The 16,399-nt window shown below is 68.2% G+C and carries 15 protein-coding genes; 11 read left to right on the top strand and 4 right to left on the bottom strand.

Annotated features, from left to right (window positions below):
* The first annotated feature begins 174 nt into the window (after nucleotides 1-174).
* Both ABZZ22_RS10045 and ABZZ22_RS10040 read left to right on the top strand, forming a co-directional pair.
* Nucleotides 175-1,398, top strand: coding sequence for an SAM-dependent methyltransferase (locus tag ABZZ22_RS10045; RefSeq protein WP_354930104.1), 1,224 nt, complete (start codon nucleotides 175-177; stop codon nucleotides 1,396-1,398).
* Nucleotides 1,398-2,375, top strand: coding sequence for a hypothetical protein (locus ABZZ22_RS10040; RefSeq protein WP_354930101.1), 978 nt, complete (start codon nucleotides 1,398-1,400; stop codon nucleotides 2,373-2,375). Before ABZZ22_RS10045 ends, ABZZ22_RS10040 begins: the two co-directional genes overlap by 1 nt.
* Nucleotides 2,376-2,414: 39 nt before the next feature.
* Here the strand turns inward: ABZZ22_RS10040 and serC are convergent, their stop codons facing one another.
* Complete coding sequence (gene serC / locus ABZZ22_RS10035) at nucleotides 2,415-3,530, bottom strand: phosphoserine transaminase (protein ID WP_354930096.1); 1,116 nt, start codon at nucleotides 3,528-3,530, stop codon at nucleotides 2,415-2,417.
* Nucleotides 3,531-3,573: 43 nt separating this feature from the next.
* Here serC and ABZZ22_RS10030 point away from each other — a divergent pair, with 43 nt between their 5' ends.
* The gene (locus ABZZ22_RS10030; RefSeq protein ID WP_354930093.1) at nucleotides 3,574-4,047 is read left to right on the top strand and encodes a GNAT family N-acetyltransferase; all 474 of its coding nucleotides are present in this window, start codon (nucleotides 3,574-3,576) and stop codon (nucleotides 4,045-4,047) included.
* Nucleotides 4,048-4,119: 72 nt separating this feature from the next.
* Here ABZZ22_RS10030 and ABZZ22_RS10025 read toward each other — a convergent pair whose 3' ends face one another.
* Entirely contained in the window at nucleotides 4,120-4,329 is a 210-nt protein-coding gene (locus ABZZ22_RS10025; protein ID WP_354930090.1) for a hypothetical protein, read from the bottom strand.
* Here ABZZ22_RS10025 and ABZZ22_RS10020 point away from each other — a divergent pair.
* Nucleotides 4,328-4,570, top strand: a complete 243-nt coding sequence (locus ABZZ22_RS10020) for a hypothetical protein (RefSeq protein ID WP_354930087.1) — start codon at nucleotides 4,328-4,330, stop codon at nucleotides 4,568-4,570. The two genes, ABZZ22_RS10025 and ABZZ22_RS10020, sit on opposite strands and share 2 nt — an antisense overlap.
* 117 nt (nucleotides 4,571-4,687) lie before the next feature.
* Here ABZZ22_RS10020 and ABZZ22_RS10015 read toward each other — a convergent pair whose 3' ends face one another.
* A complete protein-coding gene (locus ABZZ22_RS10015) occupies nucleotides 4,688-5,791 on the bottom strand; it encodes a citrate synthase 2 (protein WP_354930084.1) in 1,104 nt (367 codons plus the stop codon).
* A gap of 69 nt (nucleotides 5,792-5,860) precedes the next feature.
* On the opposite strand from ABZZ22_RS10015, the gene pdxH reads away from it, so the two are divergent.
* Nucleotides 5,861-6,508 (top strand): pyridoxamine 5'-phosphate oxidase, encoded by a 648-nt coding sequence (gene pdxH / locus ABZZ22_RS10010; protein WP_354930082.1) that lies wholly within the window; start codon nucleotides 5,861-5,863, stop codon nucleotides 6,506-6,508.
* 97 nt (nucleotides 6,509-6,605) lie between these two features.
* Here the strand turns inward: pdxH and ABZZ22_RS10005 are convergent, their stop codons facing one another.
* Nucleotides 6,606-8,321, bottom strand: a complete 1,716-nt coding sequence (locus tag ABZZ22_RS10005) for a S8 family serine peptidase (RefSeq protein ID WP_354930079.1) — start codon at nucleotides 8,319-8,321, stop codon at nucleotides 6,606-6,608.
* 179 nt (nucleotides 8,322-8,500) lie between these two features.
* Here ABZZ22_RS10005 and ABZZ22_RS10000 point away from each other — a divergent pair, with 179 nt between their 5' ends.
* From ABZZ22_RS10000 to ABZZ22_RS09975, 6 genes are all read left to right on the top strand, one after another.
* Nucleotides 8,501-9,130, top strand: coding sequence for a helix-turn-helix domain-containing protein (locus tag ABZZ22_RS10000; RefSeq protein WP_354930076.1), 630 nt, complete (start codon nucleotides 8,501-8,503; stop codon nucleotides 9,128-9,130).
* Nucleotides 9,131-10,879, top strand: a complete 1,749-nt coding sequence (locus tag ABZZ22_RS09995; protein ID WP_354930073.1) for an ABC transporter ATP-binding protein — start codon at nucleotides 9,131-9,133, stop codon at nucleotides 10,877-10,879.
* A gap of 112 nt (nucleotides 10,880-10,991) precedes the next feature.
* Nucleotides 10,992-12,971 carry an ABC transporter ATP-binding protein gene (locus ABZZ22_RS09990; protein ID WP_354930070.1) on the top strand — a complete coding sequence of 660 codons (1,980 nt, stop codon included), beginning with the start codon at nucleotides 10,992-10,994 and terminating at the stop codon, nucleotides 12,969-12,971.
* Nucleotides 12,972-13,339: 368 nt separating this feature from the next.
* Nucleotides 13,340-14,200, top strand: a complete 861-nt coding sequence (locus ABZZ22_RS09985) for a hypothetical protein (RefSeq protein ID WP_354930067.1) — start codon at nucleotides 13,340-13,342, stop codon at nucleotides 14,198-14,200.
* A 64-nt stretch (nucleotides 14,201-14,264) separates the two neighbouring features.
* A complete protein-coding gene (locus ABZZ22_RS09980; RefSeq protein WP_354930064.1) occupies nucleotides 14,265-15,884 on the top strand; it encodes an MDR family MFS transporter in 1,620 nt (539 codons plus the stop codon).
* Nucleotides 15,881-16,366: a MarR family transcriptional regulator gene (locus tag ABZZ22_RS09975; protein ID WP_354930061.1), complete on the top strand. Its 486-nt coding sequence runs from the start codon at nucleotides 15,881-15,883 to the stop codon at nucleotides 16,364-16,366. Before ABZZ22_RS09980 ends, ABZZ22_RS09975 begins: the two co-directional genes overlap by 4 nt.
* The last annotated feature ends 33 nt before the right edge of the window (nucleotides 16,367-16,399 follow it).

Genomic DNA, 16,399 nt, shown 5'->3' with positions numbered 1-16,399 from the left:
GACGTGTTACACGCGACCGCGACGTACGTGCCGGCTGGACGGCTGCGGTCGTGGATGGGTGTTGGCGCCCGGCCGCGCCTAGACTGAAGCGGTGAACCCGCGTTACCGCCGATTGATCATTCCCGGAGCGCTGGTCGCCCTGCTGCTGCTGGTCGTCGTCGCCGGGGTGTTGAGTTGAGCAGGGAGTCGGAGCCGCTGCTGCGGACGTTGAACCGGATGCGGTCGGTGATCCTCGATCCCGATCAGCTGGTCAAGGCGGTCGCGTCGGGCAAGCAGCGTGGCACCACGCCGCAATGGCGTCGCGCCGAGATCCGCTACGTCGACCTCAAGGCCGGTCGTCACCTGCAGATCACGACGTACGACGCCACCCAGGCGTTCACCGCGAACCACCCGGTCGGCGACCCGTCGGCGCTCGACGACCTGCTCGACGTCCCGTTCGCCAACTGGATCGTGACGACCGCGACCGAGCAGACCCAGATCCAGGCCAAGACGCCGACCACGGCACTGGTCTCGACCACCGAGCTGACCGCACCGGTCGAGGCCGAACACGGCCATGACCAGCCCAAGGAGCGCCTGCTCCCCGAGTCCGACCCGGTCTTCCGGGTCCTCGGCCTCTCGGACAAGGACGGCAACCTGAAGCCGTCGCGGCAGGCGAAGTACCGCCAGGTCGAGGAGTTCCTGCGCCAGCTCGACGCCGCCCTGAGCGACGCGATGAAGTCCGGGAAGGTCCGCAGGCCGACCGCCGAGGAGCCGCTGCGGATCATCGACTTGGGCGCCGGCAACGGCTACCTGACCTTCGCGGCCCAGCGCTACCTCACCGAGGTCCGCGAGCTGCCCGTCGTCGTCACCGGTGTCGACGTCAAGGAGCAGTCGCGGGAGCACAACACGAAGATCGCCGCTGAGCTGGCCCGCGATTTTGGGTACAGTGCTGCCGAGTTCGTGGCCGGGACGATCGACGGCGTACAGCTCACCGAGAAGCCCGACGTGGTGCTCGCGCTGCACGCCTGCGACACCGCCACCGACGACGCCCTGGCTCGTGCGGTCGAGTGGGAGGCGCCGCTGGTGCTGGCCGCGCCGTGCTGCCATCACGACATCGCCGCCCAGCTGCGCAAGGCCCCGACCCCGGCGCCCTACTCGATGCTCACCCGACACGGCATCCTCCGCGAGCGCTTCGCCGACACCTTGACCGACGCTCTGCGCGCGAGCCTGCTGCGGCTCTCCGGCTACCGGGTTGACGTGGTGCAGTTCGTGGAGAGCCAGCACACCCCGCGCAACACCATGCTCCGTGCGATCCGCACCGGCTCGCCGGTCAAGGGTGGTTCGGTGAAGAAGGAGTACGACGAGCTCGTGGCCGAGTGGGGCGTACGTCCGAAGCTCGGCGAGCTGCTCTCGAAGTGATGAAGGCGGTCGTCGCCGCAGGCGCGCTCGGGCTGGTGCTGATCTCGTCCGTGCCCGCGCATGCCGCCGGCGACGAGGTGCTCTTCGCCTTCTCCGACCCGACGATCAGCGAGGCCAGCGGGCTGACGCCGCTCGGCAACGGGCTGTACGCCACCACCAACGACTCCGGCGACAGCGGACGGGTCTTCACCGTCGACTCCCGCGGCGACACGGTCGGGGTGACCCACTGGGCCGACGACCCGGTCGACGTCGAAGGGCTGGCGCCTGCGGGCGGCAACCGGGTCTGGGTCGGGGACATCGGGGACAACAACAGCGTCCGGGACTCGATCAGGATCGCGAAGGTGCGGGTCGGGCGGGGCGAACGTACGGTCTCGCCGACCGTCTACGAGCTCGTCTATCCCGACGGGCCGCACAACGCCGAGTCCATCCTGGCCCATCCGGACGGGCGGCTCTTCGTCGCCACGAAGGACTGGGGCGGCGGAAGCCTCTATGAGGTGCCGCTGCACTCATCGCCGGGGGGCCTCGACCCCGACCGCCCCAACCGGTTGAAGGAGGTCGCCCCGGTCATCCCGATGGCCACCGACGGCGCCTTCTTCCCCGACGGAGAGCATGTGGTCGTACGCGGCTACTACTCCGCCACGATCTACGACTGGCCCTCGATGGACCGGGTCGGCTCGTTCCGGACACCTGACCAGGAGCAGGGCGAGGCCATCGGTGTCACGCGGAAGGGCGACGTCGTCGTGACCAGCGAGGGTCTCCGGGCCGAGGTGATCAGGGTCGACCCCGAGCTGGTGGGCGAGGTGCTCGGGGACGAGCCGCCCCCGAAGGCCGGCCCGAGCGCTGACCCGGACGAGGCCGAGCAGGGGAACGAGGGCGACGGTGGAGACCGGGACGGGAACGACGGCGGTTCCACCGGCCCGATCGCCCTGGTCGCGCTTGCCGTCGCGGCGTACTTCATCTTCCGCAAGCGCAGCTGATGCCGAGTCGGCTCGTCATGACGAGCCGACTCGGCGAGATCAGAGGCGGTCGACGACCCAGTCGATGCAGGCGGTGAGAGCCTCGACGTCGGCAGCGTCGACCGACGGGTACATCGCGACCCGGAGCTGGTTGGTGCCGACGCCGCGGTAGGCGTCGAGGTCGACGACGCCGTTCTCGGCGAGCACGCGGCGCAGCTCGTCCTTGTCGATGCCGGCGTCGAGCTCGACGGTGCCGACGACGAGAGAGCGATGGGCGGGGTCCTTGACGAACGGTCGGACGTACGACGCCTTCTCGGCCCACGCGTAGAGCGCGTCGGAGGAGGCGGTGGTGCGGGCGACCATCGCGTCCAGCCCGCCGGAGGAGTTCATCCAGTCGAGATGCTCGGCCATCAGGAAGAGCGTCGCGACCGACGGGGTGTTGACGGTCTGCGCGCTGCGGGACTGCTTGATCGCCTCGGTCAGCGAGAAGAACGACGGGATGTGCCGGCCGCTGGCCGCGATCTCCTCTGCGCGCGCGATGGCAGCGGGGGAGAGCAGCGCGAGCCAGAGCCCGCCGTCGGAGGCGAACGACTTCTGCGGCGCGAAGTAGTAGACGTCGCTCTGGGTCACGTCGAGCGGCAGCCCGCCGGCGGCCGAGGTGGCGTCGACGATGGTGAGCTGGTCCGTCCCGGCCCCCGTGGGGCGTACGACAGGGGCCATCACGCCCGTCGACGTCTCGTTGTGCGTCCACGCATAGACGTCGACGTCGGCCTGGAACGACGGCAACGCCAGCGCCCCAGGTTCGGCCGAGATCACCGACGGGTCGGCGAGCCACGGCGCCGATGTGGCCGCGGAGAGGAACTTCTTGCCGAATGCGCCGAAGACCGCGTGCTGGCTGCGCTCACGCACCAGCGCGTACGTGGTCAGGTCGAAGAAGGCCACCGACCCACCGTTGCCGATGACGACCTCGTAGCCCTCGGGCAGCGAGAAGAGATCGGCGAGGCCGGACTGGACGCGGCGGACGAGATCCTTGACCGGCTGCTGCCGGTGGGAGGTCCCCATCACCGACACCCCGGTCGCGGCGAGCGCCTCCAAACGGCCCGCGGGCACCTTGGACGGCCCGGACCCGAAACGTCCGTCGGCGGGCAGGAGGTCGGCGGGGATCTGCAGCGTCATAAACCCATTCTCGCAAGAGGCGGGCATCGGCCAGAATACCGACGTGACTCTTGAGATTCGCCGGGCTTCCTACGACCACCCGGACGCACAGAAGCTGGTCGACCGGGTGCAGGAGTTCTACGTCGAGCGCTATGGCGAGCCCGACTACGACCCGACGGTGCCGGAGATGTTCGAGCCACCCGCGGGCGCCTTCTTCGTCGCCTACCTCGACGACGTCCCGGTCGCATCCGGCGCCTGGCGACGCTCCGGCGAGCGAGTCATGGGGACCGAGGTGACCGCGGAGATCAAGCGGATGTACGTCGTCCCCGAGGCACAGGGCCAGGGCCTGGCGAAGCGGATGCTCGCCCATGTCGAGGCTTCGGCGCGTGAGACCGGCTTCGAGGCCATGGTCCTCACCACCGGTGGCCTCCAGCACGAGGCGATCGGACTCTACGAGGCGCAGGGCTTCGTCCGTGTCGAGCCGTTCGGCTACTACAAGGACGACGAGCTCGTCCGCTGCATGGCGAAGCGGTTCTGACCAGGGCGAACGAAAATTCGTTCGCCGAGTCCATGAGCGGATGGATGATCACAGCATGACCGAGGTCCTGCACTACTCCGCGTTCACCACCGTCCCGAGCGGCGGCAACGGTGCCGGCGTCATCCTCGGCGCCTCCGCGGTCACGCCACGGTGGCCACGGCGGTGGCACTCGGTGAGCACCTCGGCGTCGGAGACTTCGACTTCCACACCGCAGCCGGCCACGTTCCCGTCACGGTACGCAGCGACGACGGCATCCTGAAGGCGGCGTAGGATCTGCGTCATGGCAGATGCTCAGGAGATCGTGATCAACCTGTCGGCGTCCGACCTCGAGACGATCAACGAGCTCATCGCTGACGGCGGAGTCGACAGCGTGGCCGACTTCGTCCAGCGTGCCGTGCGGCTGGTGCTGGACGATGTCGAGGCCGGCGGCGAGCTGTCCGCTGAGGCATTCGAGAGCGTCGGGATGACGGACGCGCTGGCGCGAGCGCTCGATGAGATCGAAACGGTGTTCCGGCGGACCTGAGGCCGATCGCGCGCCTCGATCAACCCTCGCTCCCGCGGCACGCCAGACCACGTCGGGTGCCGGGCGGCCGGACAGGCCGAGGCCCGGGCTTCGCTGTGTCGCCCGGGCCCGGGCGGGTCACTCCGCCCAGTCGGCGTTCCAGCCCTCGACCGCGTCGGCGGGCCGGGGAGCGGGGCCGGTGTAGATGGCGCTCGGGCGGATCAACCGGCCGGTCTTCTTCTGCTCCAGGATGTGGGCGGACCAGCCGCCGGTGCGGGCGCAGGTGAACATCGAGGTGAACATGTTGGCCGGGATCTGGGCGAAGTCGAGCACGATCGCGGCCCAGAACTCGACGTTGGTCTCCAGGACACGGTCGGGACGGCGAGCCCGCAGCTCCTCGAGAGCAGCCTTCTCCAGGGCCTCGGCGACCTCGTAGCGGGGCGCGTTGAGCTCGCGGGCGGTGCGGCGCAGCACCCGTGCACGCGGGTCCTCGGCGCGGTAGACGCGGTGGCCGAAGCCCATCAGCCGCTCGCCGGAGTCGAGCAGGCCCTTCACGTAGGCCGAGGCGTCGCCGGTCTTCTCGACGTCCTCGATCATGCCGAGCACGCGGGAGGGCGCGCCGCCGTGCAGCGGGCCGCTCATCGCGCCGATCGCGCCGGAGAAGGCCGCGGCCACGTCGGCACCGGTGGAGGTGATCACCCGGGCGGTGAAGGTGGAGGCGTTCATGCCGTGCTCGGCGGCCGAGGACCAGTAGGCGTCGATGGCGTGCGCGTGAGCGGGATCGGCCTCGCCGCGCCAGCGGATCAGGAAGCGCTCGGCAAGGGTCTTGCCCTTGTCGACCTCGCGCTGCGGCACGATCGGCAGATGGATGTCGCGGGCCGACTGGCCGGCGTACGAGAGGACCATGACGGCCACGCGGGCGAGGTCCTCGCGGGCCTGCTCGTCGGAGATGTCGTAGGTCTGCCCGAACCCGAAGGCGGGCGCGAGCATCGGGATGGCGGCCTGGACGTCGACGCGCACGTCGCCGGTGTGCACCGGCAGGTTGTAGGCCTCGGCGGGCGGCAGGCCCGGGCCGTAGGAGCCGTCGATCAGCAGACCCCAGACGTTCTCGAACGGAACCCGACCGACGATGTCCTCGATGTCGACCCCGCGGTAGCGGAGGGCCGAACCCTCTTTGTCGGGCTCTGCGATCTGGGTCTCGAAGGCCACGACGCCCTCGAGACCGTGCTGTACCTGGCTCACTGCCTTCTCCAATTCTCCTAGTGTCGCTCCGCATTCTGCCCCACGCGCGAACGAGATAGGCTCGACGGCATGGATCTGGCGGCTGAGCTGGCGGCAGCGAGAGAGAACTACACCCGCAGCGGGCTGCACGAGGACGACCTCGCGACCGACCCGTTCGTGATGTTCGAGAGGTGGTACGCCGAGGCTCGCGACGCCGGCATCGTCGAGCCGAACGCGATGGTGGTCTCGACCGTCTCGGCCGACGGCGCGCCCTCCTCGCGGACCGTCCTGCTGAAGGGCTTCTCGGCAGACGGCTTCACCTTCTTCACCAACACCGCCTCCCGCAAGGGCGAGGACCTCGCCGCTGACCCGCGCTGCGCGGTGCTCTTCCCCTGGCATCCGTTGGAACGGCAGGTACGCATCGACGGGCTCGCCCGCCAGCTTCCCCAGGCAGACGTCGAGGCCTACTTCGCGCAGCGACCGCGTGGCTCCCAGCTCGGCGCCCACGCCTCCCACCAGAGCCGGGTCGTCTCCGGGCGCGAGGAGCTGGCGGCGGCGTACGACCAGATCGAGGCGCAGTTCGAGGGCCAGCCGGTCCCGGTGCCGGAGGAGTGGGGCGGCTACCGCGTCGAGCCGGCGAGGGTGGAGTTCTGGCAGGGACGTCCGGGGCGGATGCACGACCGGCTCGTCTACGTGCGTGCGGGCGACGGCTGGCGTACGGAGCGGCTCGCCCCCTGACCCTGAGAGACGGGAAGGGCCCGGATGCTCGAGATGAGCATCCGGGCCCTTTGGCGGCGGTAGGAATACCCGGTTAACCGGGAAACCTGCAACCCGGTCAGCGCTTGCCGATCGCCGCCTTGGCGTTGACGATGCCGCTGCCGTAGAAGCCGTTCGGCGCCTCGCCACCCTCACAGGTGTGGGTCGAGGTCGCCGTGTTGCCGTTGGGCAGGTGGCGTACGTAGGTGAAGTCCGCCGGGACCGGGCAGGCCTTGGCGGTGGCCGACTTGCGCAGGATCTTCTCGACCTTGGCGGGCGAGAGGGTCTTGCCGGAGCGGTCGTGCTTGCCGTACTTGCCGACGATCAGCGCGGCCACGCCAGCGGCGTGCGGAGAGGCCATCGAGGTGCCCTGCAGGTACTGGTAGTAGGAGCACTCGCCGCTGGAGCAGTCCGAGACCGCCCACGGCACCAGCACCTCGCCGGTCGCCGGGTCGATCGCGCCCTCGGCCACGGCCAGGTCGTAGGGGTAGGCGGCCAGGATGGTGGCGGCGAAGTCGCGGGTCCCATCGGCGGTGTCGTACGCATCGCCACCAGGCGCCGCGACGTCGACGAAGCCGTCGCCGTAGCTGGAGTAGTAGGACTTGCGCTCGGACGGACCGGTGGAGCTCACCGCGATGACGCCGTTGCCCTCGGTCGGCATCGAGATGCACGACTCCGGGTCGAGCATCTCCCGGACGTACGCCGCCTCGCCGGGCTCGCTGGCGAAGTCGGGGCTGCTCGCGTCGGTCTGCGGCTTGGTGTAGTCGATCGCCTGGTTGCCGGCGGCCGCGACGAGGGTGACGCCGTGGGAGCGGGCGTAGTCGAGACCACGCTGCATCGCGGTGATGATCGTGAGCTGCTCGGCCCGGTCCTCGGCGGAGTCGGCCGGGTGGCTGGTGCAGTTGAACAGCCACGGGTCGACGTAGTAGCTCATGTTGACGACGTCGATGCCGTTGCTGCCGGCGTAGGTCAGTGCGTCGACCGACGGCTGCAGGAAGAAGTAGCCGGAGTCCTGTCCGACGCGAAGGTTGACGATGTCGGCCTGCGGGGCGACGCCGGTGATACCGACGCCGTTGACCGGGGAGGCGATGGTCGAGGCGACGTGGGTGCCGTGACCGTTCTCGTCGACGTCGGCCGCGTCCTCACAGGAGCCGTCCGCTTCCTCCTCGCACGGGCCGTCGACCGAATCGCCGTTGGCGTCGACCGGGATGTCGGTGGTGAAGTTGCGGCTCAGCTCTGCGTCGAAGTTGGGCGCGATGTCGGGGTGCGACCCGTCGACACCGGTGTCCATGATGCCGACGCGGACACCCTTGCCGCGCTCGCTCTTGTTGGCCGCTGCGGCGTCGATCTGCTCCATGTCCCACTGCAGACCCGAGAGCGGCTCTCCGGGCCCTTTGGGCTTCGGCTTCTTGGGCGCGGTGCCCTTGGCGCCGCTGCGGAACTCGGTCTCGACCTTCGAGACCTCCTGCTTGCGGGCCTTGCTCGCCGCGTCGGGGGTGGTGGCGCCCACGGCGCGGTCCTGAGCGGCGCCGACGAGCGCGCTCGAGGCGTTGGCCGCCTTCGCGAAGCCCTCGCCCGCGGTGACCGTCGCGACGCCGATGGCACTGTTCTCCGAGACGATCTCGCCCCCGGCGGCCTTCACCGCGGCACGGGCGTCGGCGGCCGAGGATCCCTCGGCATATGCCACGACATAGCGGACCTCCTGGTCGGAGGTGGCGTTGCCCGAGCTCGCCATGACGAGGGTGCCGGTGGCCCCCAGCGCGATCGCGGCCGCGCCTGTCAACAACCTACGCATGCTGTCTCCATTCCGGATTCGGTGATCGAGATTGTCGGGATCACCGCTGCCCTGGCCCGAGTCGGCCCGACAGTGCGCCCCAGCATGCCTTAGTCGGCATCCGGCGAACAGGGTTTGGAGGCAGGCTTCACCCATTAGTCGAGTTGTGAGTGAGTGCTCACTCATTTATGCTCGTCAGTGTGGACGAACGACGTACGCGGGCCAAGCCGATTCCCGCAGCCGACCGGCGGGCCGAGATCATCGCGGTGACCGAGACGCTGCTGATCGAGCACGGCTCGGCGACCACCACCAGACTGATCGCCGAGGCGGCAGGAGTCGCCGAAGGCACGATCTTCAGACACTTCCGCGACAAGCGGGAGCTCTACCGGGCAGTGGCGGAGAGCGCCTTCGATTCGGACCGGCCCGGCCAATCCATCGCGGAGGTCATCGAGGAGAAGCCCGATATCGAGGACAAGCTCCGCGCCGTCATCGACCTGCTGGCGGAGACGACGCAGCGAGGTCTGCTCATCATGATGGCGGTGCGCTCCGTGGTGTTCGAAGAGCCGGACCGGGAAGGCGTACGTCTTCGTCATGGGCCACCCAAGTTCGTGGTCGAGGCCAACAAGGCCCTCGTCGACAACCTGGCACGGCTCGTCTTCGAGCCGCACGAGAACGAGCTTCGGCTGCCACCGCGAAAGGCGGCGCTGGTGCTGCGCAGCCTCACGATCGGGGCCTGGCTCCCCGGTATGACCCGAGCAAACCAGCCGTTGAGCAAGGAAGACGTCATCGACGTGTTGCTCGGCGGCATCTTGACCAGAGAGACCCCCTGAATGCTTCTCCGACTGCTTCGGGACTACCTGCTCCCGTACAAGAGGTTCTTGGTCGTCATCGCGATCCTGCAGCTTCTCTCGACCTCGGCGTTCATGCTGCTGCCCAGCCTGAACGCGGACATCATCGACAAGGGCGTGGCCGAGGGCGACACCGACTACATCATCCGCATCGGCGCGATCATGCTCGGTGTGGCGCTGGTGCAGATCCTGTGCTCGATCGTCAGCGTCTACTTCGCCGCGCGCAGCTCGATGAGCTTCGGCCGTGACCTGCGGGCGGCGATCTTCGCCAAGGTCGGCTCCTTCAGTGCCCGCGAGGTCGGCCGCTTCGGCGCCCCGTCGCTGATCACCCGGACCACGAACGACGTCCAGCAAGTCCAGATGCTCGCCGTGCTGACCTGCACGCTCGCGGTGATGGTGCCGATGATGATGGTCGGCGGTGTCGTGATGGCCATCCACGTGGATGCCGGACTCTCCTGGCTGCTGGCCGTGGTCATCCCCGCGCTGCTCATCTCCATGGCCGTGGTCGTCCGCGGCATGGTGCCCAACTTCAGAAAGGTGCAGGAGCGCATCGACGCGGTCAACCGCATCCTGCGCGAGCAGATCACCGGCATCCGGGTGATCCGCGCGTTCGTACGTGAGCCGCAGGAGACCGAGCGTTTCGCGAAGGCCAACGACGAGCTCACCGACGTCGCGCTGCGGGCCGGACGCTGGATGTCGACGATGTTCCCGCTGATGATGCTGGTCATCAACGTCGCCAGCGTCGCGGTGATCTGGTTCGGCGGCATCCGCGTCGACAACGGGGTGATGCAGGTCGGTCCGCTGACGGCCTTCCTGCAGTATCTGATGCAGATCCTGATGTCGATCATGATGGGCACCTTCATGCTCATGCAGGTCCCGCGCGCCTCGGTCTGTGCCGACCGCATCGCCGAGGTCCTCGACACCGAGAGCAGCGTGGTGCCGCCGACCGCAGGCGTCACCGAGATCTCCCGGCATGGGTACGTCGACATGGTCGGAGCCGGCTTCACCTACCCCGGTGCTGACCATCCCGTCCTCCACGACCTCACCTTCGAGGCCAGGCCCGGGCAGACCGTCGCGATCATCGGCTCCACCGGAGCCGGCAAGACGACGCTCCTGGGCCTCGTCCCGCGGCTCTTCGACGCCACGGCCGGCGTCGTTCGCGTCGGTGGGATCGACGTACGCGACCTCGACCCGGCGACCCTGCGCAGCGGCCTCGGGCTGGTGCCCCAGAAGGCCTTCCTCTTCACCGGCACCGTCCGCTCCAACCTGCTCAACGGCAAGCCGGACGCCACCGACGAGGAGCTCTGGCATGCCCTCGAGGTCGCCCAGGCGCGCGACTTCGTGGAGCGGATGGCGCCCGAGGGCGGCACCGGTCTCGACGCCGAGATCGACCAGGGCGGCACCAACGTCTCCGGTGGTCAGCGGCAACGTCTGGCGATCGCGCGGGCACTGGTGAGGAGGCCCGACGTCTATCTCTTCGACGACTCCTTCTCCGCGCTCGACGTCGCCACCGACGCCCGGCTCCGCGCCGCGCTCGCCCCGGAGACCCGCACCGCCACCGTCATCCTTGTGGCCCAGCGTGTCTCCACCATCCGCGACGCCGACAAGATCCTCGTGCTCGAGGACGGCGCCATCGTCGGTGAGGGCACCCACGAGGAGCTGCTCGCCGCCAACGAGACCTACCAGGAGATCGTCTCCTCCCAGCTCAGCGCAGAGGAGGCCGCGGCATGAGGCTGAATGCTCACCGAGGTAACTCGGTGAACGACTGCTTCCTTCGTGGAACTCCGCGAGGGATGTGCATCCACACCGAGGTAACTCGGTCAGCATTCGAGGAGGCCGCGGCATGAGCGACCAGACGAACGGCCAGATGAAGAAGACCGAGCGGATCGTACGTCCGCAGGGCGGCCCCGGACCGATGGGCGGTGGCGGCGCGGTGGGGGACAAGGCGATGACCTTCGTGCCTTCGGCCAAGCGGCTGCTGCGCCGGATGGCGCCCTACAAGCTCCACGCCGTCGCTACCGTCGTCCTGGCCGCGGTCAGCGTCACGCTGATGTCGCTGGGTCCGTGGCTGCTGGGCAGGGCGACCGACATCATCTTCGGTGGTGTCTTCTCCCGGGAGCTGCCGGCAGGCGTCACCCAGGAGGAGGCGGTCGAGGGCCTGCGTGCCCAGGGCGACGACAAGGTCGCCGACATGCTCTCCGGGATGGACTACGTCACGCCGGGGCAGGGCGTCGACTTCGACGCGCTGCGCAGCGCGCTGCTCGTGGTGCTCGTCGTCTACCTCGTCGCCTCCCTGCTCTCCTTCGCTCAGGGCTGGATCCTCAACTCGGTCGTCCAGGGCACCGTGAAGGGGATGCGCGAGGACGTCGAGAAGAAGGTCCACAACGTCCCGCTGTCCTACTTCGACAAGCAGCCGCGCGGCGAGCTGCTCAGCCGCGTCACCAACGACATCGACAACATCAGCCAGACGCTGCAGCAGACCTTCAGCCAGGTGCTGACCGCGCTGTTCACGCTGGTCACGGTCTTGTTCATGATGTTCTGGATCAGCCCGATGCTGGCCCTGATCGCGCTGCTCGCGGTGCCGGTCTCGCTGGTGGTGACCAGCGCGGTGATGAAGCGGTCGCAGGGCCAGTTCGTGGCCCAGTGGCGCCACACCGGCAAGCTCAACGGTCACATCGAGGAGACCTTCTCCGGCCACGACCTGGTCAAGGTCTTCGGTCGTCAGGAAGAGGTCGAGAAGACCTTCGCCGAGGAGAACGACAAGCTCTTCGCCGCGTCGTTCAAGGCCCAGTTCATCAGCGGGATCCTGATGCCGCTGATGATGTTCGTCGGCAACCTGATGTTCGTGGTGGTCTGTGTGGTCGGGTCGCTGCGCGTCGCCAGTGGTTCGCTGAGCCTCGGCGAGCTGCAGGCCTTCATCCAGTACTCGCGGCAGTTCACCCAGCCCATCACCACCCTCGCCTCGATGATGAACCTGCTCCAGTCGGGCGTCGCCTCGGCTGAGCGCGTCTTCGAGCTCCTCGACGCCGAGGAGCAGTCACCCGAGGTCGGGGCTCCGCGGACCGGTCCCGGGGCCGGGGAGGTCCGGTTCGAGCAGGTGAGCTTCTCCTATGACAAGGACAAGCCGCTGATCGAGGACCTGTCCCTGGTTGCTCGTCCCGGGCAGACCGTCGCGATCGTCGGTCCCACCGGCGCCGGCAAGACCACCCTGGTCAACCTGATCATGCGCTTCTACGAGCTCGATGCCGGCCGGATCACCCTCGATGGTGCCGACATCGCCTTGATTCCCAGATCCGACCTGCGCGAGCGCACCGGCATGGTCCTCCAGGACACCTGGCTCTTCGAGGGCACGATCCGCGACAACATCCGCTACGGCCGGCCGTCCGCGACCGACGAGGAGCTTCTCGAAGCGGCCCGGGCGACGTACGTCGACAGGTTCGTGCACTCGCTGCCCGACGGCTACGACACCCTGGTCACCGACCAGGGCGGCAACCTCTCGGCGGGGGAGCGACAGCTGGTCACCATCGCACGGGCCTTCCTCGCCGAGCCGTCGCTGCTGATCCTCGACGAGGCGACCTCCTCGGTCGACACCCGCACCGAGCTGCTCCTGCAGCACGCCATGGCGGCGCTGCGCTCGGACCGTACGTCCTTCGTGATCGCCCACCGGCTCTCCACGATCCGCGACGCCGACCTGATCCTGGTCATGCGCGACGGCGCGATCGTCGAGCAGGGCAATCACGTCGAGCTGCTCGAGGCCAAGGGGGCGTACGCCGAGCTCTACCAGTCGCAGTTCAGCCACCCGCTGGTCGAGGAGCCGGCCTGAGAAATAGACCTGAGAAATAAACCCTTTGATCCTGGTGAGGCTCGGCGCCTACCGTTGAAGCACACGGGAAAGGAGGTGATCCGATCAGATGAAGAACGATTGGATGCGTGAGGTGGCTGCTCGCTAGCAGCTTCCCCAACTACGGATGGGGGCTGGCAATCCCAAAGCAGCCACCCGACCCGCAGACGTACCGGACTCATCCACCGGGTTGGCCACAGAGGCCCGTCTGCGGGTCGCCCCGTTTTCTCGAGTTGTCGAGACCTCCCTGCCGGGAACCTTTCGCCGAAGAGGCGGCCCGGGTATGGCGTGGAGACCTCGTCTCGTCGGCTCTTGCTGCCATCGAGACCTCCCTCGAGGAACTGCTTGCGATGGACCCGACCCGCACCAGCCAGAAGAAGGATTACCTGGCCAAGGTGGAGAAGCTCCAAGCCCAACAGGCCGCGTTGACGCTGCGGGTCCTCGCTGCCTCCGGTGACATCGCCGCCGAGAGCGGCGACAAAGACGCCTCCGCCCGGATGCGCGCCGAGCTGCTGGTCGACAAAGGCGCCGCCCGAGCCCAGATCAAACTCGCCACCTCGGCGGCCAGATACGAGCTGGTTGCCGCCGGCCTCGCCGAGGGTGTCGTCTCCGAGGCGAAGGCCCAGGTGATCACCAAAGCGCTCGACAAGGTCGATGCCGACCCAGCGGCCACCAGCGAGGACCCGGTCCTGGCCGAGAAGCTGCTGGTCGACTACGCGACCCAGATGACGACCAAGGAACTGCGGATCATCGGTAAGCGGATCCTGGTCGAGGTCGACCCGGGCCGGTTCGAGGAAGCCTTGGCCAAAGCACTCCTCGCCGAGGAAGGGCGTGCCCAGCAGAAGACCGCCCTGCGGGTCTGGGACAACGGCGACGGAACCGTCGCGTTCGACGGTGTGCTGCCGGTCTCGATCGGGATGAGGTTCAAGAAGCAGGTCGAAGCCTGGGCACAGCCGCGCAAGCAGCGACTGGTCGACACAGGTGCCCCGTTACCGGGCACCTTCGCCTGCCCTGGGCCAGGGCAGGCTCCGCTTGGACCGCTCGACCTGGCCTGTGCGACGCGTCGACGGTTCGAATCTCATCGACGCCGGATGCCGGAGCGTGGGGAAGCTCCGTCGGGATGGGGAGCGGTGCGGACGAGTGGGGCAATCCTCGCGCTGCGACCCGCCCGGCGTACGACTCGATCGACAGCAGCCACAAGTTGGTTTTAGCAACTAAATCGAAGTACATTGGTTGTCGATGTTCAACCAATGTGAGTGAAAGCCGAGTCAGCCCTTGTCAGAGTCCCAGCAGTCTTCCCAGGCCATCGCCGCGCCGGAGATGACCCATCGCCAGATCATGGAGGTCCTCTCGGGCCTGCTGATGGCGCTCTTCGTCGCCATGCTGTCCAGTACGTCGGTCGCCAATGCCCTGCCTCGGATCGTCACCGACCTCGGTGGCACGCAGAGCGGCTACACCTGGATCGTCGTCTCGAGCATGCTGGCTATGACCGCGACGACGCCGATCTGGGGAAAGCTCGCCGACCTCTACAACAAGAAGATGCTGGTCCAGGTCGCGCTCGGTCTGTTCATCGTCGGCTCGGCGATCTGTGGTCTGGCGCCGTCGATGCCGGTGATCATCACCGGCCGCGTCATCGCGGGTCTCGGCATGGGTGGCATCGTCGCGCTGATCCAGGTGATCATCGCGATGATCGCCTCCCCGCGTGAGCGCGGTCGCTACTCCGGCTACATCGGCGCGGTCTTCGCCCTGGCCACGGTCATCGGCCCCCTCGTCGGCGGCGTGATCGTCGACTCCTCGTTCGGCTGGCCCGGCGTCTTCTACGTCGGCGTGCCGTTCGCGGTGATCGCCTTCATCCTGCTCCAGAAGACCCTGCACCTCCCGCACGTACGCCGCGAGGTCAGCATCGACTACCTCGGTGCCTTCCTGCTGGTCGCCGGCGTCTCGGCCCTGCTGATCTGGGTCACGCTGGGCGGGGAGTCCTTCGCTTGGACCTCGCTGGCGTCGTACGCCCTCGTCGGAGGAAGCGTCGTCGTGCTCGCCCTCGCGGTCCTGGTCGAGGGCCGGTTCGCGAAGGAGCCGATCATCCCGCTGCGGCTCTTCCGCGACCGGACGATGGTGCTCGCCACGATCGCATCGTTCTTCGTCGGCGCCGGAATGTTCGGGGCGACGGTCTACCTGCAGCAGTACTTCCAGACCGCGCGCGGGATGACGCCGACCCACGCCGGCCTGATGTCGATCTGCATGGTGCTCGGCCTCTCCTCGGCGGGAATGGTCACCGGCCGGCTCATCAGCGCCACCGGTCGCTGGAAGCGCTACCTGCTCTTCGGCGGCATCATGCTTCCGACCGGTCTCTATCTGCTCAGCACGATCGACGAGCACACCAACCTGGCCCTGGTCGGCGCGTTCATGGCCGTGGTCGGCCTCGGCGTCGGCGCCACCAACCAGAACCTGGTGCTCGCGGTGCAGAACAACCTCGACAACCGGGACATGGGTGCCGGCTCCTCGGTCGTCGCCTTCTTCCGCTCGATGGGTGGCTCGATCGGTATCGCCGCGCTCGGCGCCGTGCTCTCCCACAGGGTCGATGACGTCATCACCGACGGGATCCCCGAGCTGGTGTCCAGCGGGAAGGTCACTCCCGAGGAGCTCCAGAGTCTGCAGGCCGGCGGCCTCGCCGACCCGGCGAGCCTCCCGGTTGCGGTGCAGGCGCTCTACGAGCACGCCTTCGCCGTCGCCACGGCCAACCTGTTCCTGGTGGCCATCCCGTGCGCGCTGCTCGCCCTGGTCGCTATCGTGGGCATCAGGGAGGTCCCGCTGAAGACGACCGTGGACGACCTCCCCGACGAGAAGGCCCTCGCTGAGGCCGAGACCGAGGTCGAGGGAGCTGTACGGAGATGACTGCTGACGAGCCCGTCGAGGACGATCACATCGACGCCAACCGGATCGAGGCGCTGGTGCGCCTCGAGTCCGAGCTCGGCGTATTCCTGCGCCGGGGGAAGCGGGCGATGAGTGCCCGTGGACGGATGCTTCACCCCGATCTGCCGCCGGGTGGTTACATGCTGCTGACCTGGTTGGCCGAGCACGGACCGGTGCGCGCATCTGCGCTCGTCGATGGCCTCGGCATCGACAAGGGCGCGGTCAGCCGGATGGTGCAGACGATCATCGACCTCGGCCTGCTCGAGCGTCACCCTGATCCGGAGGACGGCCGGGCCAGCCTGGTCTCGGTGACCGCCAAGGCACGCGAGGGGCTCGACCGGGTGGCGCGGGAGCGCCGCGTACGTTTCAACGACCGGCTGGCCGACTGGAGTCCCGACGACATCGACCAACTCAGCGGTATGCTGTCTCGATACAACGAAGCCCTTGAACGCCAGGGCTCCTAAGGGGCTCGACCAGGGTCTCTGCTGCAGGTCGAC

Source organism: Nocardioides sp. NPDC006273, from assembly GCF_040613495.1.
Classification (GTDB): domain Bacteria; phylum Actinomycetota; class Actinomycetes; order Propionibacteriales; family Nocardioidaceae; genus Nocardioides.
This window is presented reverse-complemented; position numbering and strand designations above follow the sequence as displayed.

What these genes read in the sequence shown, in the direction of transcription:
- ABZZ22_RS09995 (WP_354930073.1), top strand. Translation starts at nt 9,131, where the DNA reads ATGCTTCTCCGACTGCTTCGGGACTACCTGCTCCCGTACAAGAGGTTC.
- ABZZ22_RS10040 (WP_354930101.1), top strand. Translation starts at nt 1,398, where the DNA reads ATGAAGGCGGTCGTCGCCGCAGGCGCGCTCGGGCTGGTGCTGATCTCG.
- ABZZ22_RS10020 (WP_354930087.1), top strand. Translation starts at nt 4,328, where the DNA reads ATGGCAGATGCTCAGGAGATCGTGATCAACCTGTCGGCGTCCGACCTC.
- ABZZ22_RS09990 (WP_354930070.1), top strand. Translation starts at nt 10,992, where the DNA reads ATGAGCGACCAGACGAACGGCCAGATGAAGAAGACCGAGCGGATCGTA.
- serC (WP_354930096.1), bottom strand. Translation starts at nt 3,530, where the DNA reads ATGACGCTGCAGATCCCCGCCGACCTCCTGCCCGCCGACGGACGTTTC.
- ABZZ22_RS10025 (WP_354930090.1), bottom strand. Translation starts at nt 4,329, where the DNA reads ATGACGCAGATCCTACGCCGCCTTCAGGATGCCGTCGTCGCTGCGTAC.
- ABZZ22_RS09975 (WP_354930061.1), top strand. Translation starts at nt 15,881, where the DNA reads ATGACTGCTGACGAGCCCGTCGAGGACGATCACATCGACGCCAACCGG.
- pdxH (WP_354930082.1), top strand. Translation starts at nt 5,861, where the DNA reads ATGGATCTGGCGGCTGAGCTGGCGGCAGCGAGAGAGAACTACACCCGC.
- ABZZ22_RS10005 (WP_354930079.1), bottom strand. Translation starts at nt 8,321, where the DNA reads ATGCGTAGGTTGTTGACAGGCGCGGCCGCGATCGCGCTGGGGGCCACC.
- ABZZ22_RS09985 (WP_354930067.1), top strand. Translation starts at nt 13,340, where the DNA reads ATGGACCCGACCCGCACCAGCCAGAAGAAGGATTACCTGGCCAAGGTG.